This window comes from Mesorhizobium sp. P2_B5, from assembly GCF_056404775.1.
The window spans coordinates 58,427-81,624 of the sequence record NZ_JBFUDJ010000003.1 but is presented as its reverse complement, the minus strand read 5'-3'; the positions used below and the strand labels follow the sequence as shown (position 1 = coordinate 81,624).

The 23,198-nt window shown below is 62.7% G+C and carries 23 protein-coding genes; 5 read left to right on the top strand and 18 right to left on the bottom strand.

Annotated features, from left to right (window positions below):
- The first annotated feature begins 51 nt into the window (after window positions 1-51).
- Window positions 52-876: a nucleoside triphosphate pyrophosphohydrolase gene (gene mazG, locus AC1D1N_RS13090; protein ID WP_112561764.1), complete on the top strand. Its 825-nt coding sequence runs from the start codon at window positions 52-54 to the stop codon at window positions 874-876.
- A gap of 6 nt (window positions 877-882) precedes the next feature.
- On the opposite strand, the gene hflX is transcribed toward mazG, so the two are convergent.
- The 8 genes from hflX to dusB all read right to left on the bottom strand — a co-directional run bounded on the left by hflX (window position 883) and on the right by dusB (window position 11,034).
- Window positions 883-2,274 carry a GTPase HflX gene (gene hflX / locus AC1D1N_RS13085; RefSeq protein WP_477348956.1) on the bottom strand — a complete coding sequence of 464 codons (1,392 nt, stop codon included), beginning with the start codon at window positions 2,272-2,274 and terminating at the stop codon, window positions 883-885.
- On the bottom strand, window positions 2,275-2,520 hold the full coding sequence (hfq, locus tag AC1D1N_RS13080) for an RNA chaperone Hfq (RefSeq protein ID WP_006202172.1): 246 nt from the start codon (window positions 2,518-2,520) through the stop codon (window positions 2,275-2,277).
- A gap of 145 nt (window positions 2,521-2,665) precedes the next feature.
- Entirely contained in the window at window positions 2,666-3,526 is an 861-nt protein-coding gene (locus tag AC1D1N_RS13075) for a D-amino-acid transaminase (protein WP_477344355.1), read from the bottom strand.
- 103 nt (window positions 3,527-3,629) lie between these two features.
- Entirely contained in the window at window positions 3,630-4,991 is a 1,362-nt protein-coding gene (ntrX, locus tag AC1D1N_RS13070) for a nitrogen assimilation response regulator NtrX (RefSeq protein ID WP_477348954.1), read from the bottom strand.
- Window positions 4,981-7,269: a sensor histidine kinase NtrY-like gene (locus AC1D1N_RS13065; protein WP_477348952.1), complete on the bottom strand. Its 2,289-nt coding sequence runs from the start codon at window positions 7,267-7,269 to the stop codon at window positions 4,981-4,983. The genes ntrX and AC1D1N_RS13065 overlap by 11 nt, the downstream gene beginning before the upstream one ends.
- A 143-nt stretch (window positions 7,270-7,412) precedes the next feature.
- A complete protein-coding gene (gene ntrC / locus AC1D1N_RS13060; protein WP_112561769.1) occupies window positions 7,413-8,870 on the bottom strand; it encodes a nitrogen regulation protein NR(I) in 1,458 nt (485 codons plus the stop codon).
- Window positions 8,867-10,009, bottom strand: a complete 1,143-nt coding sequence (locus AC1D1N_RS13055; protein WP_112561770.1) for a two-component system sensor histidine kinase NtrB — start codon at window positions 10,007-10,009, stop codon at window positions 8,867-8,869. The genes ntrC and AC1D1N_RS13055 overlap by 4 nt, the downstream gene beginning before the upstream one ends.
- Window positions 10,006-11,034: a tRNA dihydrouridine synthase DusB gene (gene dusB / locus AC1D1N_RS13050; protein ID WP_477348948.1), complete on the bottom strand. Its 1,029-nt coding sequence runs from the start codon at window positions 11,032-11,034 to the stop codon at window positions 10,006-10,008. The genes AC1D1N_RS13055 and dusB overlap by 4 nt, the downstream gene beginning before the upstream one ends.
- 139 nt (window positions 11,035-11,173) lie before the next feature.
- On the opposite strand from dusB, the gene AC1D1N_RS13045 reads away from it, so the two are divergent.
- Window positions 11,174-12,397: a bifunctional 2-C-methyl-D-erythritol 4-phosphate cytidylyltransferase/2-C-methyl-D-erythritol 2,4-cyclodiphosphate synthase gene (locus AC1D1N_RS13045; protein ID WP_477348946.1), complete on the top strand. Its 1,224-nt coding sequence runs from the start codon at window positions 11,174-11,176 to the stop codon at window positions 12,395-12,397.
- Window positions 12,394-12,903 (top strand): CinA family protein, encoded by a 510-nt coding sequence (locus AC1D1N_RS13040; protein ID WP_477348944.1) that lies wholly within the window; start codon window positions 12,394-12,396, stop codon window positions 12,901-12,903. Before AC1D1N_RS13045 ends, AC1D1N_RS13040 begins: the two co-directional genes overlap by 4 nt.
- Here AC1D1N_RS13040 and AC1D1N_RS13035 read toward each other — a convergent pair.
- From AC1D1N_RS13035 to AC1D1N_RS12990, 10 genes are all read right to left on the bottom strand, one after another.
- The gene (locus tag AC1D1N_RS13035; RefSeq protein ID WP_112561774.1) at window positions 12,879-13,337 is read right to left on the bottom strand and encodes a type II toxin-antitoxin system RatA family toxin; all 459 of its coding nucleotides are present in this window, start codon (window positions 13,335-13,337) and stop codon (window positions 12,879-12,881) included. The genes AC1D1N_RS13040 and AC1D1N_RS13035 overlap by 25 nt on opposite strands.
- Before the next feature lie 10 nt (window positions 13,338-13,347).
- On the bottom strand, window positions 13,348-14,313 hold the full coding sequence (gene lipA, locus AC1D1N_RS13030; protein ID WP_477348942.1) for a lipoyl synthase: 966 nt from the start codon (window positions 14,311-14,313) through the stop codon (window positions 13,348-13,350).
- Between the two features lie 208 nt (window positions 14,314-14,521).
- A complete protein-coding gene (locus tag AC1D1N_RS13025) occupies window positions 14,522-14,779 on the bottom strand; it encodes a GlsB/YeaQ/YmgE family stress response membrane protein (protein WP_181056890.1) in 258 nt (85 codons plus the stop codon).
- 102 nt (window positions 14,780-14,881) lie between these two features.
- Window positions 14,882-16,330: a dihydrolipoyl dehydrogenase gene (gene lpdA, locus AC1D1N_RS13020; protein WP_477348940.1), complete on the bottom strand. Its 1,449-nt coding sequence runs from the start codon at window positions 16,328-16,330 to the stop codon at window positions 14,882-14,884.
- A 25-nt stretch (window positions 16,331-16,355) separates the two neighbouring features.
- Complete coding sequence (locus tag AC1D1N_RS13015; protein WP_477348938.1) at window positions 16,356-16,997, bottom strand: SGNH/GDSL hydrolase family protein; 642 nt, start codon at window positions 16,995-16,997, stop codon at window positions 16,356-16,358.
- The gene (locus tag AC1D1N_RS13010) at window positions 16,994-17,419 is read right to left on the bottom strand and encodes a hypothetical protein (protein WP_477348936.1); all 426 of its coding nucleotides are present in this window, start codon (window positions 17,417-17,419) and stop codon (window positions 16,994-16,996) included. The genes AC1D1N_RS13015 and AC1D1N_RS13010 overlap by 4 nt, the downstream gene beginning before the upstream one ends.
- 15 nt (window positions 17,420-17,434) lie before the next feature.
- Entirely contained in the window at window positions 17,435-18,808 is a 1,374-nt protein-coding gene (locus AC1D1N_RS13005) for a pyruvate dehydrogenase complex dihydrolipoamide acetyltransferase (RefSeq protein ID WP_436260043.1), read from the bottom strand.
- A 21-nt stretch (window positions 18,809-18,829) separates the two neighbouring features.
- Window positions 18,830-20,215 (bottom strand): pyruvate dehydrogenase complex E1 component subunit beta, encoded by a 1,386-nt coding sequence (locus AC1D1N_RS13000; protein WP_477348933.1) that lies wholly within the window; start codon window positions 20,213-20,215, stop codon window positions 18,830-18,832.
- Between the two features lie 15 nt (window positions 20,216-20,230).
- Complete coding sequence (gene pdhA / locus AC1D1N_RS12995; RefSeq protein WP_112561782.1) at window positions 20,231-21,277, bottom strand: pyruvate dehydrogenase (acetyl-transferring) E1 component subunit alpha; 1,047 nt, start codon at window positions 21,275-21,277, stop codon at window positions 20,231-20,233.
- Between the two features lie 196 nt (window positions 21,278-21,473).
- Window positions 21,474-21,797: an FtsB family cell division protein gene (locus AC1D1N_RS12990; RefSeq protein ID WP_112561783.1), complete on the bottom strand. Its 324-nt coding sequence runs from the start codon at window positions 21,795-21,797 to the stop codon at window positions 21,474-21,476.
- Between the two features lie 199 nt (window positions 21,798-21,996).
- On the opposite strand from AC1D1N_RS12990, the gene AC1D1N_RS12985 reads away from it, so the two are divergent.
- Both AC1D1N_RS12985 and AC1D1N_RS12980 read left to right on the top strand, forming a co-directional pair.
- The gene (locus tag AC1D1N_RS12985) at window positions 21,997-22,515 is read left to right on the top strand and encodes a MarR family winged helix-turn-helix transcriptional regulator (RefSeq protein ID WP_477348931.1); all 519 of its coding nucleotides are present in this window, start codon (window positions 21,997-21,999) and stop codon (window positions 22,513-22,515) included.
- A complete protein-coding gene (locus tag AC1D1N_RS12980; RefSeq protein WP_477348929.1) occupies window positions 22,512-23,108 on the top strand; it encodes a gamma carbonic anhydrase family protein in 597 nt (198 codons plus the stop codon). Before AC1D1N_RS12985 ends, AC1D1N_RS12980 begins: the two co-directional genes overlap by 4 nt.
- Window positions 23,109-23,198: the final 90 nt, after the last annotated feature.

The following is a 23,198-nucleotide window of genomic DNA, read 5'->3' as shown; positions in this document are numbered from 1 at the left end:
ACCGGCTGACAGCGTTGGCCGAGCGACGGGGAGCGGGATAGCATTCGCCGCATGACGCCATCCAAAGACATCTCCCGACTGATCGAGATCATGGCCGCGCTGCGGGCGCCGAAGACCGGCTGTCCCTGGGACATCGAGCAGGATTTCTCGACCATCGCGCCCTATACGATCGAGGAGGCCTACGAAGTCGCCGACGCCATAGCGCGCGGCGACCTCGACGATCTGCGCGATGAACTCGGCGATCTCCTGCTGCAGGTGGTCTACCACGCGCAGATGGCGCAGGAGACGGGCGACTTCGCCTTCGGCGATGTGGTTGAGGCCATCACCACCAAGATGATCCGCCGCCATCCGCATGTCTTCGGCGACGAGGAGGCGCGCAGCGCCGGCATGGCCAAGGGCATGTGGGAAAAGATCAAGGCTGAGGAGAAGGCTGAAAAGCGAAGCGCCCGGCTCGCCCGCGGCCTCGACCCGGAAGACAATGGCAAGGGGTTTCTGGACAGCGTGCCGGTCGCCCTGCCCGCCCTAACCCGGGCCCTGAAACTGCAGGAGAAGGCAGCCCGGGTCGGCTTCGACTGGAGCGAGGCGACCCCCATCCTCGACAAGATCGAGGAAGAGATCGGCGAGTTGCGCGAGGCGCTGGCCAAGGGCGAAACGGCCGAGATCAAGGACGAATTCGGCGACATGCTGTTTGCCGTAGTCAATCTGGGCCGTCACCTCAAGCTAGATTCCGAAGCTGCCCTCAGCGGCACCAATGAAAAATTCCGCTCGCGCTTCCACTATGTCGAGCGCGCGATCGATGCGTCGGGAAGCACGCTGGAAAAGGCCACGCTGGATGAGATGGAAGCGCTCTGGCAGCAGGCCAAGGGCAAGACGTAAGCAGGCTTACGCTCTGTTTTTGCGGTGCAATCGGCTTTCGATCTCTTGCCGGGCTGTGTGCGTGGCCTTGAGCGCGATGGTCGCGCTGCCATCCTCATTGTCTACCCGCGAGACGATATCGCCATTGCGGTAGAGCCAGTCGACGAGGCCGAATTGCGCCGGCTCGACCGTCACCGTCAGCGCTTCCAGTTCGCCCGACATCCTGGTCTCGGTCAGCGCCTTCAGCGCATCGATGCCCTCACCGGTGATGGCCGAGATGGCGATCGGCGGCGCCTTGTTGCTGTCGGCGCCATCGGCAAGCAGGCGCTCACGGTTGCCGTCGTCGAGCAGGTCGACCTTGTTCCACACCTCGACGACACGCTTGGTATCGCCGGCGTCGACGCCGAGATCGGCCAGGATGCGTTCGACATCCTCGGCTTGCGCGGCTGTGTCCGGATCGGAGATATCGCGCAGATGGATGACCAGGTCCGCCTCGACCACCTCTTCCAGCGTGGCGCGGAAGGCGGCGACCAGATGCGTCGGCAGGTCGGAAATGAAGCCGACCGTGTCCGACAGGATGATCGGCGTGCCGTGCGGCAGCCGCACGCGGCGCAGCGTCGGGTCGAGCGTGGCAAACAGCATGTCTTCGGCCAGCACGTCGGCTCCGGTCAGCCGGTTGAACAGCGTCGACTTGCCGGCATTGGTGTAGCCGACGATCGCCACCACCGGGAACGGCACCTTCTTGCGCTTGGCGCGGTGCAGGTCGCGGGTGCGGCGCACCGTTTCCAGCTCATGCTTGAGCTTGATGATCTTTTCCTGCAACTGCCGCCGGTCCGACTCGATCTGGGTTTCGCCGGGGCCGCCGAGGAAGCCGGCGCCACCGCGCTGGCGTTCAAGGTGGGTCCAGCTCCGCACCAGGCGGCCCTTCTGGTAGTTGAGATGGGCAAGCTCGACCTGCAGCGTGCCTTCCTTGGTCCGCGCGCGTTCGCCAAAAATCTCTAGGATCAACCCGGTGCGGTCCAGCACCTTGGCGTTGAATTCCTTCTCGAGATTGCGCTGCTGCACCGGCGTCAGCGGATGGTCGACGATGACCACCTCCGCGTGACCCTCTTTGACGATCTCGGCGAACTCTGCGACCTTGCCGCTGCCGAGCAAGGTTGCCGGGCGCGGGTCGTTGACGGTCACCACCGCCGTGTGGATCAGATCGAGGTTGATGGCGCGGGCAAGGCCGACCGCTTCGTCGTGGCGCGCGTCCGCCGAACGCGTCAGCCGTGGACGGTTTGTTTCGTCATCGCTGCGCTGGTGCCGGGTAAGCACCGGCACAATGACAACCGCCCGGGTCGGACCATTGGCTTCCGTCCCGGGGCGATGCGCTGGTTTCCCGCGGACGCTGCGGCCCGCGTCTTTCTCACGTGCCAATCAGGCGCCCTGGCTTTCCTCGCCATCGAACATCTGAACCGGCTGGCTCGGCATGATCGTGGAAATGGCATGCTTGTAGACGAGCTGGGAGTGGCCGTCGCGGCGCAGCAGAACACAGAAATTGTCGAAGGAAGTGACCACGCCGGTCAGCTTGACGCCGTTGATGAGAAAGATGGTGAGTGGATTTTTGCTCTTGCGAACAGAATTCAGGAACAGGTCCTGAAGGTTTTGCGATCGTTCCGCCATTGTTCTTGTCTTTCGCCGATCCCCTTCGGTTTGCAGGCCAATGCGCCAAATTAGCGGGCACGTGTCAAGCTTGCAAACACCCCCTTGCCGTCAGTAACGACAACCAGAACGAGATATATTGATGTGCAGTCCGTCTGTGCGGTTATCAGGCTGGACTTTTTTCCGCAACGTCAAAAAAGGCTTGCCGCAATGAAAGTGTTATTGAGCCGGGATGGCCATTGGCGACCGCGGCGCCGTCGATTGCCACCACCGGCATGGCGATTGTCGTTGCCGAACTGATGAAAGCTTCGCGCGCCGCCTTGGCCTCGGCGACCGAAAAACCCCGCTCCTCGATCTTCAAACCGAGCTTGGCCGCCACCTCGAACATGGTGGTGCGGGTGATGCCGCGCAGGATGCCGTGCTCGGCCGGCCGGGTCACCAGAACGCCGTCCCGGGTCACGATCCAGGCATTCGACGAGCCGCCTTCCTTGACGTTGCCTTCTGTATCGACGAACCAGGCTTCCTGCGCGCCGGCCTCCTTGGCCTTCTGCTTGGCCAGCACATTGGGCAGCAGGCCGGTGCTCTTGATGTCGACTCTGTCCCAGCGGTTTTCCGGCACGGTGATGACCTTGATGCCGGTCTCAGCCCGCTTTGCGGCTGCCGCCGGGTCGGCTTTTCTGGCCGTAATGACCAGCGACGACAGTGTATCGGCCGGGAAAACGAAGTCGCGGCTGGCAACACCGCGCGTCACCTGGACATAGACCAGGCCGTTGACGACCTGATTGCGCCGCACGACTTCGCGCAGGAGAAGCGGCAGCACGCCCTTGGTAACCGGCCAGTCGATCGACAGTTCGCTGAGCGAGCGGTTCAGCCGTGCAAGATGGCGCGGCATGTCGACGATAAAGCCTTGAGCCACCTCGCAGACCTCGTAGACGCCGTCGGCGAATTGGTAGCCGCGATCCTCGATATGCACGGCAGCGTCGGCATGGGCGACATAGCGCCCGTTCACATAGGCAATGCGCGGCATTCAGTGATCCCTCAGAAAAGTCCCGGTATTTTTAGGCGATTCCGCCGCTGCCGTAACCGGCAATTGCATAGGCCAGAGCGTGCTGGCCCAACAACAATGGGGATCAGACCCCCAGCGACTTCAGCTTGCGGTGCAGCGCGGAGCGCTCCATGCCGATGAATTCCGCCGTCTTCGAGATGTTGCCGCCGAACCGGTTGATCTGGGCGATCAGATAGTCCTTCTCGAACTGTTCGCGGGCTTCGCGCAGCGGCAGCGCCATGATGTGCTGGTCGGACTGGTTCGGCGTACGCGGCATGACATCGCCGATCTCGGATGGCAACAGGTCGGCGGTGATCGGTGAATCGACATCGTCGCCGCGCGCCAGGATCATCAGCCGTTCGACATTGTTGCGCAGCTGGCGGACATTGCCCGGCCAGTTGTGCGCCTGCAGCACGGCAAGCGCGTCGTCGCCGATTCGGCGCGGCTTGATGCCGGCCTGACGCGCAATCTGCTTCATGAAATTGTCGACGAGATAGGGAATGTCCTCACGCCGCTCGGCCAGGCCCGGCACCGTGACCGGAACCACCGCCAGACGGTGATAGAGATCCTCGCGAAAACGACCGTCGGCGATCATCGCTTCCAGGTTCTGCGAGGTCGAGGAAATGATGCGCACATCGACCTTGACCCGCTTGGTGCCGCCGACCCGCTCAAACTGCTGCTCGACCAGCACGCGCAGGATCTTGTTTTGCGTCTCGCGCGGCATGTCGGCGACTTCATCGATGTAGAGAATGCCGCGGTGGGCCTCCTCCAGCGCGCCGACCTTGCGCTCGGTGCCGTTGGATTCGGTGCCGAACAGCTCGATCTCCATGCGTTCGGGCGTGATGTTGGCCGCACTCAGCGTCACGAACGGCGCGCCCTTGCGCGCCGACAGCGTATGGATGGCGCGCGCGGCGAGCTCCTTACCCGAACCGGACGGACCGATGATCATGACGCGGCTGTTGGTCGGCGCGACGCGCTCGATGGTCTGGCGCAACTGGCTCATCGCCGACGACATGCCGATCAGATCGAAGGTCTCGCCGCTGCGCTGCTTGAGGTCGGAGACCTCGCGCCGCAGTTTGGAGGTTTCGAGCGCCCGCTCGGCAATCAGGATCAGGCGGTCGGCCTTGAATGGCTTCTCTATGAAATCATAGGCGCCGCGGCGGATGGCCGACACTGCCGTCTCGATATTGCCGTGGCCGGAGATCATCACCACCGGCAGGCTCGGATGCATCGTCTTGATCTCGTCGAGCAGCGCCAGCCCGTCCAGGCGCGAGCCCTGCAGCCAGATGTCGAGGAAAATCAGCCGCGGCGCCCGGTCGGCGATTGCCGCCAGCGCACTGTCGGCATCGAATGCCGTGCGGGTTTCATGCCCCTCGTCGCTCAGTATGCCCGCGACGAGTTCACGGATGTCTTCCTCGTCATCGACGATGAGAATATCAGACGCCATTACCGACCTTTTCAGTTTCTCGTTCGAGTTCAGTTTCGCCTTGACCGCGTGGCGGCGCGGTTGCGGCAGCGGGTGGCAGGATGATCGAGATCATCGCGCCGCGTCCACCGTGGAAGTCCGCAGGCGCATCGTGCAGTTCGAGCCGCCCGCCATGGTCCTCCACGATCTTCTTGACGATGGCGAGGCCGAGCCCAGTGCCCTTCTCGCGCGTCGTCATATAGGGCTCGAGCAGCCTTTGGCGATTCTCGCGCGGCAGGCCTTTGCCATTGTCGATGACGTCGATTCTGATCGCGCCATTCTGCCGGGCAGCTTGAATCCGGATTATGCCGTGCGAACCGTCTTTTTGTTCCAGTCCGTCAATCGCTTCGGCGGCGTTCTTGATGACGTTGCCGAAAGCTTGCGCCATCAGCCGGCTGTCGAAAGTGCCCTTGAGCGGCTCGTTGCCGAAGACGCGTTCGAAAGCGATGTCGGCACGGCTCACCTCGACCAGGAACGAGGCCTCGCGCAATGATTCGCGCAGATCGATGGCCTTCATCTCGGGCTTCGGCATGCGGGCGAAAGCGGAGAATTCGTCGACCATGCGGCCGATGTCCTCGACCTGCCGGATGATGGTGTCGGTGCACTGATCGAAAATCTCGCGGTCCTCGGTGATGACCTTGCCGAAACGGCGCTTGATGCGCTCGGCCGAGAGCTGGATTGGCGTCAACGGGTTCTTGATTTCATGCGCAATGCGCCGTGCCACGTCCGCCCAGGCCGAGGAGCGCTGCGCCTGGACCAGATCGGTGATGTCGTCGACCGTCACCACGTAGGATTTCTCCTCCGAGCCGTCATCGCCGGCCTCGATGGTAATCTGCACGTTGAAGGTGCGCTCGGCGCCGGTGCGGTAGAAGGTGACCTGCTCGCGATAGACCGGCTTGCCGGATTTGCGGCCGATCTCGAAGACGCGGCCGACATGCGGCAGCACGGCCGACAGGTTCTGCCCGAGCGCTGCCGTGGCCGATATGGCCAACATCGTTTCGGCCGACTTGTTGACGATGGTGACGATGCCATAGGGATCGACGCCGATGACGCCGGCGGTGACGCCGGCCAGCACCGCTTCCGAGAAACGCCGCCGCTCGTCGATCAAATCCTTGGCCGACAGGATCTCGTTGCGCTGCGATTTCAGCTCCAGCAGCATCTTGTTGAACGTATCGCCAAGCGAGGCGACGTCACCGTCGGAAGGCCGCACTGGCACGGCGACGTCGAGATTGCCGGTGGCAACCTCGTCCGCGGCACCGATGAGCTGGCGGATGGGCCGCACCAGGCGATCTGCCACCGCTATACCGGTCCAGATGGCCGACAGGATGATGATCAGCGTCAGCGACAGATAGGGCAGCGCGAACGCCACCTGCGAGGTCCGCCTGTTCGCTTCCAGGCCGCGATATTCCGCGGTGTTGGACTGGACGATCTGCCGCGCCTTGATCACCTCGGGATCGACGAGGCGAATGGTGTAGAGGTAGAGGCCTTCGATCTCCCGCAATTTGACGATGGCGCCCATGATGTTGCGCGTCTTCGGCTCGATCAGCACCGGTTTGCCGTCGGCCGCACTCGCCACGGCCCCTTCCGGCGGCTCCGGCATGGCGAAATTGGTGTCGGTCTTGGCGCTCATGACGAAGGAGCCATCCGGCTTGATCAGCGCCGCGTGCGCCAGGGTCCTGCCCACGGCTTCCTTGTTCATCAGGTCGAGAAAGCCGGTTCGATCGAGGCCGTAAAGCGTGCGTGACGCGTCGAGATCGTAGGCCATCGACAGCGTCGTGCCCTGAAGATTGCGAGCATTTTCCTGCACATAGGCATCGGCGATCGACAGCGACGAGTTGACGATCGTCTTGGTGCGGATCTCGAACCAGCGGTCGAGGCCAATATCGAGCGTGATCGAGGCAATGATGGCCACCATGATGGCGGGGATGGCGGCGACCAGCGCAAACATCGCCACGATGCGCACATGCAGCCGCGATGCCGCCTTGCCGTGCCGGCGCGCCATGACGATGCGATGCACCTCGCGGCCAACCAGGGCGATCAGCGCAAGCACGAACACGGCGTTGACCGCAATCAGCGTCAGCGTCGTGGTTGCGTCCGGTGTGATCGGCGTCGCGCCGACGAGGATCGCAAATGAGATTGCCGCCGTAACCAGCGCACCGGCGATTGCGACAACGCCGGGCAGCGCAAGCAGCCGGCGTCCATCCCTTCCGCCGGGTCTGCTGAAAAGCGGTTCGTTTGATGTAAGAGCCTGCGAAGCCATGTCGCCGTCTAAGAGCCAGTGATTGCGTCGGATGTATGCAACGCATTGTGGCGATTATGCAACAAGTGTGGCCGCGAGGGAAACTTTCGGCAGCCGATCCCCTGAAAAGGGGATGACCACGCGTCACTTCGAGCGGTAGGCGCTCACGATCTCGACGATTTGTAGACGTTGACCCCGAGTTCGCGAATCTTCTTGCGCAGCGTGTTGCGGTTCAAACCCAGCAATTCGGCCGCCTTGATCTGGTTGCCGCGCGTTGCCGTCATGGAAGCCAGCACCAACGGATATTCGACCTCGGACAGGATGCGCTGATAGAGGCCGGCCGGCGGCAATTCGCCGGCGAAAGAGGCAAAATAGCGCTGCAGGAAGTGCTCCACCGCCTGGCCGATGGACAGATCGTCCGGGATCAGGTTGCCGCCGCCGGGAACGACCGGCCTTTCGCCTGTCTTCAGCTCGGCTTCGATGATCTCGGCGGATATTTCGTCCTGCGAGTAGAGCGCGGCAAGCCGGCGCACCAGGTTTTCCAATTCGCGCACATTGCCCGGCCAGGGATAGCGCTTCATCAATTCGATGCCGCCGGTCGAAATGCGCTTGGTCTGCAAGCCTTCGCTGGCGCCGATCTTGAAGAAATGCCGCACCAGATCGGGAATGTCTTCCGACCTCTCACGCAAGCCCGGCAGCCGCAGCGGCACGACGTTCAGGCGATAGAACAGATCCTCGCGGAAAAGCCCCTGGTTGATCAGCGTGCGCAGATCCTTGTTGGTGGCGGCGACGATGCGCACGTCCGTCTTGATCGGCGTACGCCCGCCGACCGTGGTGTATTCGCCCTGCTGCAGCACGCGCAGCAGCCGCGTCTGCGCCTCCATCGGCATGTCGCCGATCTCGTCGAGGAACAGCGTGCCGCCCTCGGCCTGCTCGAAACGGCCGGTCGAGCGGTTCTGCGCGCCGGTGAAGGCGCCCTTCTCGTGACCGAACAGTTCCGATTCGATCAAATCGCGCGGGATCGCCGCCATGTTGATGGCGACGAACGGACCGCCGCGGCGACGGCCGTATTCATGCAGGGCGCGCGCCACCAGTTCCTTGCCGGTGCCGGACTCGCCCGAGATCATGACCGTCAAATCGGTCTGCATCATACGCGCCAGCATGCGGTAGATGTCCTGCATGGCGGCCGAGCGGCCGACCAACGGCATGGCGTCAGGCTGTTCGTCCGGCCGCGTATCGATTTTCGGCCGCCGCGGCTCGGACAGCGCCCGGTTGACGATGCTGAGCAGCTCGGTCAGGTCGAACGGCTTCGGCAGGTACTCGTAAGCTCCTGTTTCGGAAGCTCGAATCGCGGTCATGAAGGTGTTCTGCGCGCTCATCACGATGACCGGAAGTTCCGGTCGCGCCTTCTTGATGCGCGGCAGCATGTCGAAGGCGTTTTCGTCCGGCATGACCACGTCGGTGATGACCAGATCGCCCTCGCCCGCCGCCACCCAGCGCCATAACGTCGAGGCGTTGGAGGTGACGCGCACCTCATGGCCGACGCGCGACAGCGCCTGGTTGAGCACGGTGCGGATGGCCGCATCGTCGTCGGCGACGAGAATATTGCCGCGAACCGTCATTTGCGGTCTCCTTCGCCTTCATCTGCAGTGTCGTTCGGTGCTTCTTTCCAGGCCGGCATCAGGATGCGGAAGGTGGTGCCGCGCGGCGTCGAATCGCATTCGATGATGCCGCCATGCTCGCCGACGATTTTCGCCACAAGCGCCAGGCCGAGCCCCGAGCCGTTCGGCTTGGTGGTGATGAACGGGTCGAACAGGATCGGCAGGATGTCTTCCGAAACACCCGACCCATTGTCGCGCACGCAGAATTCCAGCGGCAGCGACACACGGTCCTGCGTGCCCGGGACGGAAACACGGATGCCGGGCCTGAACGCGGTCGACAGCACGATCTCGCCTTGCGGGTCGCCGCCGATGGCCTCGGCAGCGTTCTTGACCAGGTTGAGAAACACCTGGATCAGTTGATCGCGGTTGGCAAAAACCGGAGGCAATGATGGATCATAGTCCTCCAATATCCTGATTCTTTTGGCAAAACCGTTCTTGGCGATCGCCTTCACATGGTCCAGCACGACATGGATGTTGACGGGGTAGCGGTCGATCGGCCGCTCGTCGGAAAACACCTCCATGCGGTCGACCAGCGACACGATGCGGTCGGTCTCGTCGGTGATGAGCCGGGTCAGCGCGCGATCCTCGTCGGAAGCCGACAGTTCGAGCAACTGCGCCGCACCGCGTATGCCCGACAGCGGATTCTTGATCTCGTGCGCCAGCATGGCGGCAAGGCCGGTGACCGAACGTGCAGCACCCCGATGCGTCATCTGCCGGTCGATCTTGTCGGCCATCGAGCGCTCCTGGAACATCACCACGATCGAGCCCGGGAATTCCGGCACCGGGGCAACGTAGAGATCGACAACCTTCTCGATGCCGAGACGTGGCGACGACACGTCGACACGGTATTCATTGACCGGCGCGCGGCGTTCGCGCACCTGGTCGACCAGTTGTAACAGCGGGCTGCCGAACGGGATGAGCTTGGACAGCGTGTTGCGCGCCAGCATGGTCGCGCTGGAGCGGAAGAAGTCCTCCGCGTCGGCATTGGCGTAGGTGATGAACCCGTCCGGATCGACCATGATCACCGGTCGGCGGATGGTATTGAGCACGATATGGGCGGCGTCCGCCATCTCGGTGCCCGGTGCAGCAGGCGCGTTCATGCGGCACTCCGCAGGGGCGCGGCTTCGCCTTCGCCGGAAAACACCTCACGCAGCAGGGCAATGACGCGGGCAGGCTCGAACGAGGTGAGGATGGCTTTGCGCCGGTCGTCAGTGACGCCGGCGGCGTGGCGGTCGAGATACCAGCCGAGATGCTTGCGCGCCTGGCGCAAGCCGCTTTCAACGCCGTAGAGCGTCAGCATATCCTCGTAATGGGCGGCCATGTAGTCGGCCATGGCTTGCGGGCTTTCCGGCACGCCGGAGGTCGCCTCGCCCGCAGCCGTCGCCGCGATGCGACCCGCCGTCCACGGCGCGCCGTAATGCGCACGGCCGATCATCACCGCATCGGCGCCCGACTGTTCGAGGATTTCGGCAGCCTCTTCCGGCGAGCCGACATCGCCATTGGCGACGACTGGGATCGAAACGGCGTCCTTGATTCGGGCGATCGCACCCCAATCGGCCTTGCCTTGATAGAACTGGCAGCGCGTGCGGCCGTGCACCGTCACCATTTTGACGCCGGTCTCTTCAGCACGGCGCGCCAGAGTGGGCGCGTTCAGCGCATTCTCGTCCCAGCCGAGCCGCATCTTGACCGTGACCGGCAGCTGCACCGCGCCGACCACCGCCTCGATCAACGACAGCGCGTGGTCGAGATCGCGCATCAGCGCCGAACCGGCATAGCCTCCGGTCACCTTCTTGGCCGGGCAGCCCATATTGATGTCGATGATGTCGGCGCCCTCGCCGGCAGCGATGCGCGCCCCCTCGGCCATGTTCACAGCCTCGCGGCCGGCAAGCTGAACCATATGGACAGGCAGCCCGGAATGACGGATGCGCAGGTCGCAGCCAGCCCTGCCCTTGGCAAGCTCGCCGCTCGCCACCATTTCCGACACGACCAGGCCTGCGCCATGCGCGTAGGCGCGCTGCCGGAACGGCTCGTCCGTTATTCCCGACATCGGCGCAAGGAACACGCGGTTGCGGATCGTCACGCCGCCGACATCGAGCGGCAAAGCCAATTTTGTTACTTCAGGCATGCACAAAAACCAAGCATATCGGATTGCTGCACATTCTCTAGCCATAAGAAAGGCATTGTGCAACGCGCAATGACGTCACATTGCGGCGCATTTGGGAAAATGCTGGCCTTAGCCATGAGCCGCGACTAAGCCTCTCGGCATGACAGAAGCAAGCGAAAAACTGGCCGGACCGGCGACAGACAAGGTCGGCGTGGTCATCGTCGCCGCCGGCCGCGGCGCGCGCGCTGGACAGGCCGACGGGCCGAAACAGTATCAGCGCATCGGCGGCCGCGCCGTTATTGCGCGCACGCTGGAGACATTCCTGGCGCATCCTGAGATTGGCCCAATTGTCGTCGCCATCCACGCCGATGACCGCGCGCTGTTCGACAAGGCAGCCGACGTGCATGGCGAGCGGGTCATCGCCGTAGTCGGCGGCGAGTCGCGCCAAGCCTCGGTTCGGCTGGGACTGCTCGAACTGAGGGGGCACGCGCCCGGCCGTGTCCTGGTGCACGATGCGGTGCGGCCGTTTGTCGATGCGGCTCTCATCGACCGGACCATCGCGGCCATTGGCGAGCGCCAGGGTGCGCTGCCAGCGCTGCCCGTCGCCGATACGCTGAAGCGCGAATCGGCCACCGGCATGATCGAGGAGACGGTGCCGAGGGCAGGCCTTCATGCTGCACAAACGCCGCAAGGCTTTCCGTTCTGGCCGCTGCTCGCGGCGCACGAAAAGGCCCATCATCTCGGCAAGACGGATTTCACCGACGATGCCGCGATCGCCGAATGGGCGCATATTCCGGTCAAAATCGTCCAGGGGTCGCCGGACAATGTCAAACTCACCTGGGCAAGGGATATTGCGATGGCCGATCAGCGGCTTACCGGCGAACGTTTTCCCGACATCCGCACCGGCAACGGCTATGACGTGCATGCCTTCGAGCCTGGCGACCATGTCACCTTGTGCGGCGTCGCCATTCCGCACGGCAAAAAGCTGTCGGGACATTCGGATGCTGATGTCGGCCTGCACGCGCTGACCGACGCGCTGCTTGCCACCTGCGGCGCCGGCGACATCGGCACGCATTTCCCGCCCTCCGACCCGCAATGGAAAGGTGCGGCATCGCGCATCTTTGTCGAACATGCGGCAAAGCTGGTGCGCGCGCGCGGCGGGCGCATCGCCAATGCCGACATCACGCTGATCTGCGAAGCGCCGCGCGTCGGTCCGCATCGCGAGGCCATGACGAAAGCGCTGTCGGCAATGCTGGGCATTTCCGGCGATCGCATCTCGATCAAGGCGACCACCAATGAAAAACTCGGCTTTGTCGGCCGCGAGGAAGGCATTGCCGCCATCGCCACCGCCAGCGTCGTCTTCCCCGGGGACGTGCCGGCATGAGCAATAGCGATCTCGCCAACGCCCTGCTCCAGGCCTGCCAGCAGCGCGGCATCATGTTGGCGACCGCCGAAAGCTGCACTGGCGGCATGATCATTGCCGCTCTCACCGACATTGCCGGCTCGTCGGCCGTGGTCGACCGCGGCCTCATCACCTATTCCAACGAAGCCAAGATGGAGATGCTCGGCGTCTCGGCGGCCACGCTTCAAGCGCATGGCGCTGTCTCGCGCGAAACGGTTCTGGAGATGACTGCGGGTGCGCTGGCGCGCTCGCGCGCCGGGCTGGTGCTTGCCGTCACCGGCATAGCCGGCCCGGGCGGCGGCTCGCCGGAAAAGCCGGTCGGTCTGGTCTGGTTCGGGGTGGCGCTCAGGGGGGGGCCGGTGGCTGCAGAGCTCAATATGTTTGCCGACAATGGCCGCGACTTCATCCGCCGCGAGACGGTCAGGCATGCGCTGGAGATCGGCCTGCGTGCGCTCGGCGACACTCACGAGATGGGCGTCGTTCCGTAGATGACGTCGGCGCGCTTCTCGAACGCTTCGGAAAACATGCGGAAGGCGCGGTCGAACATGGTGCCCATCAGTGCACCGAGAATGCGGCTCTTGAATTCATAGTCGATGAAGAAATGAACCTCGCAGCCGCCGTCGGCCGGATCGAAGCGCCAGAGATTGCTGAGATATTTGAACGGCCCATCGATGTATTTGACATCGATGGTGTTCTCGTCCGGCTTCAACAGTACCTGCGTCGTAAAGGTTTCGCGGATCGCCTTGTAGCCGATGCTCATATCGGCAACGAGAATGGTGCGGCCGTCACGCTCCTTGCGTGAGCGCACCGTCAGCGCCTCGCACAGCGGCAGAAATTCAGGATAGGTCTCGATATCGGCCACCAGCGCAAACATCTGTTCCGGCGTGTGGGCAACGCGGCGAGTGGCTTCGAATTTCGGCATTAAAGCAGGATTAGCTGGCTTTTTTGAGCTGCGCCTCGCGCGCCGCCCGCAGCCTGGCGAAATCGTCGCCGGCATGATGCGAGGAGCGCGTCAGCGGGCTCGACGCCACCAGCAGGAAACCCTTGGTCTTGCCGATCGTCGCGAAGGAGTTGAACTCCTCCGGCGTGACGAAGCGGATCACCGGGTGATGCTTCTTCGATGGCTGCAGATACTGACCGATGGTCATGAAGTCGACATTGGCCGAGCGAAGATCGTCCATCAGCTGCAGGATCTCGTTCCGCTCCTCGCCAAGGCCAACCATGATGCCGGACTTGGTGAAGATCGACGGGTCGAGCTCCTTGACCCTCTGCAAGAGCCGGATCGAGTGGAAATAGCGGGCACCCGGCCGCACCGTCAGATAGTTCGACGGCACGGTTTCGAGATTGTGGTTGAAGACATCGGGCTTGGCCGCCACCACAATCTCCAGCGCGCCGTCCTTGCGAAGGAAGTCGGGCGTCAGGATTTCGATCGTGGTCAAGGGCGTTGCCGCGCGGATGGCGCGGATGACCTTGGCAAAGTGCTGTGCGCCGCCATCGGCAAGGTCGTCGCGGTCGACCGAGGTGATGACGACATGGGTCAACCCCATCTGCTTGACGGCATGCGCGACGCGCGCCGGCTCATCGGCATCGAGCGCGGTCGGAATGCCGGTGGCGACATTGCAGAAGGCACAGGCGCGCGTGCAGATCTCGCCCATGATCATGAAGGTGGCGTGCTTCTTTTCCCAGCACTCGCCGATATTGGGGCAGCCGGCCTCTTCGCACACCGTGACCAGCTTGTGCGACTTCACGATTTCGCGGGTTTCGGCATAGCCCTTGGACACCGGCGCCTTGACGCGGATCCAGTCGGGCTTGCGCAGCACCTCCTGGTCGGGCTTGTGCGCCTTTTCGGGGTGCCGCAGACGCGGCGCATTGGCGATCGTGTCGAGAACAGTGACCATCTCAAACCTGACTTGTTGGCGTCCGCCCGTCGGTGTTCGCCGTTAGAACGTCACTTAAGACTTTTCGGTGCAAAGAAAAAGGCCGCGGCGGCGCATGCCGCCACAGCCTTTTTCGCATAGCGGGGATCCAGAGCAATTCCAGGAAAAGTGTGACACGGTTTTCCGTCCGGAATTGCGTCTGAAGAAGGAGATAAAACGGCGAGCCGTTTTATCGGCGAATGAGCCGCCCGGCGAAGATCAGCAGACAGGCGCCGATGAAGCCGGTGATCAGATAAGCGAGCCAGCCGACGCCGAAGGGCTCGATGTTGAGAGCCCTGAGAATGGCGTTGAGCACCACCGCGCCGACAATGCCCATAATGATGTTCATCAAGATGCCGGTGTTGCTCTTCATGACCATCTCGGCCAGCCACCCGGCCAGGCCGCCGATGATGATGGCCGCAATCCAGCCCACGCCATTCACGTCCATATGCCAACTCCTCCAGTGTCAGGTGAAAATGCATCCGGAAACGAACTGCCTTGCCGCGAGGTTCCTCCGGCGCATGCGTCTGAGTCTCGCGGCAACAATTTATCATGCGTTGAGCGCGCGCCCATAGGCGTCGAGCACGCTTTCCTTCATCATCTCCGACAGCGTCGGATGCGGGAAGATGGTGTGCATCAGCTCTTCTTCCGTCGTCTCCAGGTTCATCGCCACGACAAAGCCCTGGATCAGTTCGGTCACCTCGGCGCCGATCATATGGGCCCCAAGCAGCTGGCCGGTCTTCTTGTCGAAGATGGTCTTGATGAAACCCTGGTCCTCGCCGAGCGCGATCGCCTTGCCATTGGCGCCGAACTGGAAACGGCCGACGCGGATGTCCTTGCCTTCGGCCTTGGCCTTGGCTTCGGTCAGGCCGACGGAAGCGACCTGCGGGTTGCAGTAGGTGCAGCCCGGGATCTTCAGCTTGTCGGTGGCATGCACGCCGGGGAAGTTGGCGATCTTTTCGACGCACACCACGCCCTCATGCTCGGCCTTGTGCGCGAGCATCGGCGGTCCGGCGACATCGCCGATGGCGTAAATCCCGGGAACATTGGTCTTGCCGTAGCCATCGACGACGACGCAACCGCGATCCGTCTTCACGCCGAGCGTCTCGAGGCCTAGGTTCTCGATATTGCCCTGCACGCCGACGGCCGAGATCATCCGATCGGCGGTGATTTTTTCGACCTTGCCATCCTTCATCTCGACATGCGCCGTGACGGAATTCGCACCCTTCTCGACCTTGGTCACCTTGGCTTCGAGGATGATTTTCATGCCTTGCTTCTCGAACTGCTTTTGCGCGAATTTCGAGACTTCTGCATCTTCGACCGGCATCACCGCCGGCAACAGCTCGACCACGGTCACTTCCGCGCCCATGGTGCGGTAGAAGGAGGCGAATTCGATGCCGATGGCGCCGGAGCCCATCACCAGCAGCGATTTCGGCATTTCCTTCGGCACCATCGCCTCGAAATAGGTCCAGATCAGTTTGCCGTCCGGCTCAATGCCGGGCAGCGCGCGCGGCCGGGCGCCGGTGGCGAGGATGATGTGCTTGGCGGTGTAGGTGCCCTCGCCTTTGACGCCCTTCGGCGCCGGCGGCTGCGGCTCCATCGGCTTCTTGGCCGTCTTGGAGACGACGATCTCGCCTGGCTTCGAAAGCTTGGCCTCGCCCCAGATGACGTCGACCTTGTTCTTCTTCATCAGGAAGGCGACGCCGCCATTCAGTCGCAGCGACACTTTGCGCGAACGGTCGACCACGGCTGCCGTGTCGGCACTGACCTTGCCGCCTTCAAGCTTCAGCCCGTAGTCCTTCAGATGATCCGAATAATGCATGATCTCGGCCGAGCGCAGCAGCGCCTTGGTCGGGATGCAGCCCCAGTTGAGGCAGATGCCGCCGAGATGCTCGCGCTCGACGATCGCCGTCTTGAAGCCGAGCTGGGCGGAGCGCACCGCCGTGACATAACCGCCGGGGCCGGAGCCGATGATGATGACGTCGTAGGATTCTGTCACGGGGTTTCTCCCTGATTGTCTTTGTCTAGAGTTCCAGCATCACGCGCACCAATGGCGCCAATGCCTCACCTATGTTGCGCGTGTTTTCCGCATCGAGATGGACACCGTCGAGCGGCGTGGTCGTGGCCACGGTTCCGGCATCGAAAAAGCCGCAGCCGGCCTCGTCGGCAAGCGCGGAATATTGCGGCGCCAGCCGCTTCGAGGCCTCATCGCCGCCGGCAAACATTTCCTTGAATTCGGCATTGTCCGTGCGGCTGACCGCCGGCGGTGCAACGAGCAGGATCTGCGGCGCGTTCCAGTCGAACGGATAGTCATGGCCGCGCACGATATCGATCAAGCGCTGCATGCCTTGCTTGGCCGCAACCGGATTGCCGTGGATCCAAGGCTTCATGTCATTGGCGCCGAGCATGATGACGATCAGGTCGAGCGGCGCATGCGTCGTCAGAACCGTCGGCAACAGCCTTGCGCCGTTGCGGTCGGCTCCGGCCAGGTGATCATCGAACGCCGTGGTGCGGCCGTTGAGGCCCTCGGCGATGACTTCGATATCATCGTCGTCCAGCGCCGCCTTGAGCACGCTCGGCCAGCGGTCTGCCAGAGCGTGGCGGCCGAGGCTCGCAGCGTCATAACCCCAGGTCAGGGAATCGCCATAGCAGAGAATTGTCTTCACGCTCTTGCCTCGCCTCTGCCAAAACCCGGCTGCCCGCGCATGACCCGCCAGCTTACGAACAGCCAATGCACCACAATTGTAACCAGGCTCGGCAGAACCAAACCCGCGATGATTGGCAGGTTCCCTCCCCAATCGCGTCCCTCGGGCGGTTGGGAAAAAGTCCAGCCGATCAAGCCGAAACCGATCAGCACGAACAAGGCGAATGTCCCGATCCCCACCCAATTGATGGCCTTGAGCGGATTGGGAAAAAACTGTGCAATGAAAAACAATGTCGTCACGACAGTGGTGACCAACCCGCACGCGAAGAAAACGAGAATGTATTCCTCGTGCGCGTCTGTGTTTATCGCCAGTCCCACCGCAACGATGGCGCCAACAAGCAAGGACAGGGAGAAGGCCATGAAGGAGGTGAAGAATGTCCGCACCGCCCTTTTCCTTCCCTAGACCAGCATGCCCATCGGGTTTTCGATCATGCGCTTGAAAGCGACCAGAAGTTCGGCGCCGAGCGCACCATCGACGGCGCGGTGATCGGTTGACAGCGTCACCGACATGACGTTGGCGATTTTGATCTCGCCGTTCTTGACCACGGCACGCTGCTCGCCGGCACCCACGGCCAGGATCGTCGCATGCGGCGGGTTGATGACGGCGGCAAAGTCCTTGATGCCGAACATGCCGAGATTGGAGACAGCGGTGGTGCCGCCCTGATATTCCTCGGGCTTCAGCTTGCGGCTGCGGGCGCGGCTGGCCAGATCCTTCATCTCGTTGGAGATGGTGGACAGCGTCTTTTCATCGGCGTGGCGGATGATCGGCGTGATCAGGCCACCGGGGATCGACACGGCAACGCCGACATCGGCATGCTTGTGCTTGACCATGGCGGTATCGGTCCAGGAGGCGTTCGCATCCGGCACTGCCATCAGCGCCATCGCCATCGCCTTGATCACCATGTCGTTGACCGAGAGCTTGTAAACGGGCGCCTCGCCCTTGTCGGTCTTCTTCGTCGGCGCGGCGGCATTCAACTGCGTGCGCAGTGCCAGCAGCGCATCGAGCTCGCAGTCGAGCGTCAGGTAGAAATGCGGGATAGTGGACTTCGCCTCGACCAGCCGGCGCGCGATGGTCTTGCGCATATTGTCGTGCGGGACGAGCTCGTATGAGCCTTCCGCGAACAGCTTCAGCACCTGCTCGTCCGACATCGCCTTTGGTGCGGCGCCAGGAGCGGCAGGCGCCGGAGCGCCGGCAGGTGCTGCTTTCGCGGCCGGTGCAGCCTTGGCGCCGCCACCGGCAATCGCTGCCTCGACATCGGCCTTGACGACGCGGCCATGCGGGCCGGTGCCGGTCACGGCGGACACATCGACGCCGGCATCCTTGGCGATGCGCCGAGCAAGCGGCGAGGCGAAAGTGCGCTCGCCTGCGGCGTGACCGTTAGCAACTGGCGCGGCTTCTGCTTTCGTCGGCGCAGGCGCCGCGGCAGCGGTTGCCGGCTTCGGCACTTCGGCCTTTGGCGCATCGGCTTTCGGAGCCTCAGCCTTGGGCGCGGCATCGCCGCCACCCTTCGCCGCAGCCCCGGCATCCTCGCCTTCGCCGGCCAGAATGGCGATCAGCGCATTGACCTTGACGCCTTCGGTGCCGGCCGGAACGACGAGCTTGGCGACCGTGCCCTCATCGACCGCTTCGACTTCCATTGTCGCCTTGTCGGTCTCGATCTCGGCGATCACGTCGCCCGGTGAAACCTTGTCGCCTTCCTTGACCAACCACTTGGAAAGATTGCCCTCTTCCATCGTGGGCGAGAGCGCCGGCATGGTGATGTTGATTGGCATCTGTTTGTCCTCCCGCCGGGCTCAGCGATACGTGACGGCTTTGACCGCCTCGATGACCTCGCCGACATTGGGCAGGGCCAGCTTTTCGAGGTTCGCCGCATAGGGCATCGGTACGTCCTTGCCGGCGATAGTGATGACCGGCGCGTCGAGGAAATCGAAAGCGCGCTGCGACACCTGGTTGGCGATGTGGTCGCCGACCGAGCTCTGCGGGAAACCTTCCTCGACCACGATCAGGCGATTGGTCTTCTTCACCGAGGCAATCACGGTGTCGAGGTCGAGCGGACGGATGGACCTAAGATCGATGATCTCGGCATCGATGCCCATCCCGCGCAGTTCGGCTTCGGCCTTGATCGCGTAGGTCATGCCGATGCCGAACGACACGATGGTGACGTCCTTGCCCTGCTTGTGGATGCGCGCCTTGCCGATCGGCAGCACGAAATCGTCGAGCTTCGGCACGTCGAAGGACTGGCCGTAGAGGATTTCGTTTTCGAGGAAGATGACCGGGTTCGGATCGCGGATCGCCGCCTTGAGCAGGCCCTTGGCGTCCGCCGCCGTATACGGCATCACCACTTTCAGGCCGGGGATATGGCTGTACCAGGCGGCGTAGCACTGCGAGTGCTGGGCGCCGACGCGGGCGGCGGCCCCGTTCGGTCCGCGGAAGACAATCGGCGCGCCCATCTGGCCACCCGACATATAGAGCGTCTTGGCGGCGGAGTTGATGATCTGGTCGATCGCCTGCATGGCGAAGTTGAAGGTCATGAACTCGACGATCGGCTTCAGGCCGGCCATTGCCGCACCGACGCCGACGCCGGCAAAACCGTGTTCGGTGATCGGGGTGTCGACGACGCGGCGTGGCCCGAATTCCTGCAGCAGCCCCTGCGTGATCTTATAGGCGCCCTGGTATTCGGCGACCTCCTCGCCCATGACGAAGACATCACCGTCGCGGCGCATTTCCTCGGCCATGGCGTCGCGCAACGCTTCGCGCACCGTTGTTGAGACCATCTCGGTGCCAGCCGGAACGTCTGGATCGGCGGCGACTTCCGTTTTCGGTGCCGCCGCGACAGGTGTCGCGGCCTCGCTCTTGGCCGCGGCAGGCGCCGGCGCGGCTACTTCAGCCTTGGCGGGCTCCTCGCCGATGCCTTCGCCGGCCGTGTCGACATCTTCGCCGTCGACCGCAAGCACGGCGATCACCGCGTTGACCTTGACGCCTTCGGTGCCGGCCGGAACCACGATCTTGGCCAGCGTGCCTTCATCGACGGCCTCGACTTCCATCGTCGCCTTGTCGGTTTCGATCTCGGCGATGACGTCGCCGGCGACAACCTTGTCGCCCTCGTTCTTCAACCACTTGGAAAGATTGCCCTCTTCCATGGTCGGCGAGAGAGCGGGCATGAGAATTTCGATCGGCATGTCCTTGCCCTCCCGTTACAATACGATATCGGTCCAGAGCTCGGACGGATCCGGCTCGGCGTCGTGCTGGGCGAATTCGGCGGCGTCGGCGACAATGTCGCGAACCTCCTTGTCGATATTCTTGAGCTCGTCCTCGCTTGCCCACTTCTTGGCCGTCAGCCGCGCCTTGACCTGCTCGATCGGATCATGATCCGAGCGCATCTTCTGCACTTCTTCCTTCGAGCGGTATTTTGCCGGGTCCGACATCGAGTGGCCGCGATAGCGATAGGTCTGCATTTCGAGGATGATCGGCCCGTTGCCGGCACGGCACCATTCGGTCGCCTGATCGCCGGCGGATTTGACGGCACGCACATCCATGCCGTCGACCTGGATGCCAGGTATCTTGAACGAGGCGCCGCGGTGCGAAAAATTGGTTTCGGCCGACGAGCGCGACACCGACGTGCCCATGGCGTAGCGGTTGTTCTCTATGATGTAGATCACCGGCAGCTTCCACAGCGAGGCCATGTTGAAGCTTTCATAGACCTGACCCTGGTTGGCCGCGCCGTCGCCGAAATAGGTCAGCGACACATTGTTGTTGTCGCGGTATCGGTTGGCGAAGGCGAGGCCCGTGCCGAGCGACACCTGCGCGCCGACAATGCCGTGGCCGCCGTAAAAATGCTTCTCCTTGGAGAACATGTGCATGGAGCCGCCCTTGCCCCTCGACAGGCCGCCGCGGCGACCGGTCAGTTCGGCCATGACGCCGCGCGGCGACAGCTCCATCGCCAGCATGTGGCCGTGGTCGCGATAGGCGGTGATCATCTGGTCGCCGTCGATCAGCGCCATCTTCATGCCGGTGACGACCGCTTCCTGGCCGATATAGAGGTGACAGAAGCCGCCGATGAAGCCCATGCCGTAGAGCTGGCCGGCCTTTTCCTCGAAGCGGCGGATGAGCAGCATGTGCCGGTAGGCGGCAAGCTCCTCGTCCTTGGTGAATTCGGCTGGTTTGGGGGCGGAAAGCCCCGTGGATTTGGCGGATGTCGATTTGACGGATTTGGCAGGCGCTTTTTTGGCGGCGGTGGCCATGCATCACTCCCTGTTGGCGTCTCTTTGCGGACACGAGAGCAGCACGAAAATCTGCTCCGAGGGAGATCAGCTCTCCCCACCGATTTGAAAGAGGCTAACACGCGAGAAAGCGTTTCGCCATGCTGAAAAATGCATGGCTGTCATGCGTCTAAGCGGTTAAAATCATTGGAAATAACAGTGATTAACTGAATTCAGGTTATTTCGAGTTAGTCGGCAGCATGATGGTAATTTCATCCGCCTGGGACAGATTGAGCGCCCTGCGCGCCTGCTCGTCAAGCATATCCTTCTCAAGCGTGCCCTCATGCATCAGCTGGACGCGCCGCTCCAGATCGACCCGGCGCGCTTTGATGGCATCGTACTTGGCCTGCAATTCGACGGTCTGCGCTTCGAGCTGGTATTTGGAATAGATGCCGAACTCGCCATGATAGGCATGGAAGCCGAAATACGCCAGGAACGCCACGCAAAGCGACGGGATGATCAGCCGGCCGGTGTTTCTCTGCTTGTGCTGGCGTGTCCACATGGTCGCAATCCTTTGACCTCCTTATCTCGCCCGATTGTGCTTAATGGACGGTTACGGACCCTGGGATTTTGCGAGCGGGAAATGACCCACCCGGCAGGTTGCGTCCACCTCGTCGATTTTTCTTCTCCATCCTTTGCGGTCGCAGCTTGCATGCGCGAAAAGCAGTTGACGTTCTCCTGAAGTAATATATGCATACGCTATGCAATTGTTAGACGCCAACAAACTCGGCGCGCTCGGCGCCATGATTCGCGACAGGACGGAAGCGTCCTTGAGAGAGCTTTCACCGAGCGCGGCGGCGGTGCTGTCGATGCTGCACTTCAAACCGGGGTTGACGACGACGGAGCTCGCCGAGGTCGTCGGCGTCAGTCAACCGACTGCCGTGCGTTTGATCGATGGGCTGGAACGGCAGGCGCTGATAGGGCGCGGCAAACCGGAGGGTCGTGTCACTCCGCTGACGCTGACGGAGACTGGCCACGCACAGGTAAGGGAAATGCAAGCTCTCCGGCTCGCCGCGCTCGACGGATTGTTGTCTGTGCTGCAACCGGGTGAGCGGCGGCGCTTTGTTTCCATGCTGGACGAGATTCTTGCGGGCGCGACTACTTCCCGTCCTTTCGCGAGAACAACCTGTCGCCTCTGCGAGCATGATCTTTGCGGACCCAAAATTTGCCCGATCGGCTGCCGAGCGGCTGAGATCGAGAGAAAGGACAGCGAGCGATGATCATTTCCTATGCGGGGCATTCGCCTGCCATCGATGCCGATGCTTGGGCCGCTCCGGATGCCACAATATCCGGCGATGTCGTCATTGGCGCCGGCAGCCGGGTCATGCATGGCGCCCGCCTTGTGGCGGAGTCTGGCGGATCGATCCGCATTGGCCGCAACTGTATCGTGTTGGAAAATGCGGTGATCCGGGCCACAGCAAGTCATCCTTGTACTATCGGGAATTATTGCCTCGTAGGCCCCAACAGCCACATGGTTGGCGCAGAGGTCGGCGATGAAGTTTTTATCGCTACAGGTGCGGCGGTTTTCCATGGTGCGCACATAGGGCGCGGATCGGAAGTCCGCATCAATGGCATCGTTCACCTGCGCACCCGCCTCGAACCTGGCACGGTCGTACCGATCGGCTGGATTGCCGTGGGCGATCCGGCTCAGCTCCTGCCTCCGGACCAGCATGAGGCCATCTGGTCTCGGCAGAAACCGCTCGATTTCCCAGGCTTCGTCTACGGTGTCGACCGAAACGTGCCGGATGTAATGCGGAAAATCACTGCAAATCTCTCGGTGGCGCTAGGCGTACATCGCACGGGAAACGCTTGAGCGCTTTCCGCCGCAGCAGAAAGCGTTCCGATTCAAGCTCGCTGGTGCATGTCGCCCAAATCTTGCCCAAGGGCCTGACCGAGGACGCGC

Excerpts from the sequence above, each read along its gene's own strand:
- AC1D1N_RS12985 (WP_477348931.1), top strand. The coding sequence starts at position 21,997 with ATGCAATTGTTAGACGCCAACAAACTCGGCGCGCTCGGCGCCATGATT.
- AC1D1N_RS12990 (WP_112561783.1), bottom strand. The coding sequence starts at position 21,797 with ATGTGGACACGCCAGCACAAGCAGAGAAACACCGGCCGGCTGATCATC.
- ntrX (WP_477348954.1), bottom strand. The coding sequence starts at position 4,991 with ATGGCGTCTGATATTCTCATCGTCGATGACGAGGAAGACATCCGTGAA.
- AC1D1N_RS13065 (WP_477348952.1), bottom strand. The coding sequence starts at position 7,269 with ATGGCTTCGCAGGCTCTTACATCAAACGAACCGCTTTTCAGCAGACCC.
- AC1D1N_RS13025 (WP_181056890.1), bottom strand. The coding sequence starts at position 14,779 with ATGGACGTGAATGGCGTGGGCTGGATTGCGGCCATCATCATCGGCGGC.
- AC1D1N_RS13035 (WP_112561774.1), bottom strand. The coding sequence starts at position 13,337 with ATGCCGAAATTCGAAGCCACTCGCCGCGTTGCCCACACGCCGGAACAG.
- mazG (WP_112561764.1), top strand. The coding sequence starts at position 52 with ATGACGCCATCCAAAGACATCTCCCGACTGATCGAGATCATGGCCGCG.
- AC1D1N_RS13005 (WP_436260043.1), bottom strand. The coding sequence starts at position 18,808 with ATGCCAATCAACATCACCATGCCGGCGCTCTCGCCCACGATGGAAGAG.
- AC1D1N_RS13045 (WP_477348946.1), top strand. The coding sequence starts at position 11,174 with ATGACAGAAGCAAGCGAAAAACTGGCCGGACCGGCGACAGACAAGGTC.
- AC1D1N_RS12980 (WP_477348929.1), top strand. The coding sequence starts at position 22,512 with ATGATCATTTCCTATGCGGGGCATTCGCCTGCCATCGATGCCGATGCT.
- hfq (WP_006202172.1), bottom strand. The coding sequence starts at position 2,520 with ATGGCGGAACGATCGCAAAACCTTCAGGACCTGTTCCTGAATTCTGTT.
- dusB (WP_477348948.1), bottom strand. The coding sequence starts at position 11,034 with ATGCCTGAAGTAACAAAATTGGCTTTGCCGCTCGATGTCGGCGGCGTG.
- ntrC (WP_112561769.1), bottom strand. The coding sequence starts at position 8,870 with ATGACGGTTCGCGGCAATATTCTCGTCGCCGACGACGATGCGGCCATC.
- AC1D1N_RS13040 (WP_477348944.1), top strand. The coding sequence starts at position 12,394 with ATGAGCAATAGCGATCTCGCCAACGCCCTGCTCCAGGCCTGCCAGCAG.
- AC1D1N_RS13055 (WP_112561770.1), bottom strand. The coding sequence starts at position 10,009 with ATGAACGCGCCTGCTGCACCGGGCACCGAGATGGCGGACGCCGCCCAT.
- pdhA (WP_112561782.1), bottom strand. The coding sequence starts at position 21,277 with ATGGCCACCGCCGCCAAAAAAGCGCCTGCCAAATCCGTCAAATCGACA.
- lipA (WP_477348942.1), bottom strand. The coding sequence starts at position 14,313 with ATGGTCACTGTTCTCGACACGATCGCCAATGCGCCGCGTCTGCGGCAC.
- AC1D1N_RS13000 (WP_477348933.1), bottom strand. The coding sequence starts at position 20,215 with ATGCCGATCGAAATTCTCATGCCCGCTCTCTCGCCGACCATGGAAGAG.
- AC1D1N_RS13075 (WP_477344355.1), bottom strand. The coding sequence starts at position 3,526 with ATGCCGCGCATTGCCTATGTGAACGGGCGCTATGTCGCCCATGCCGAC.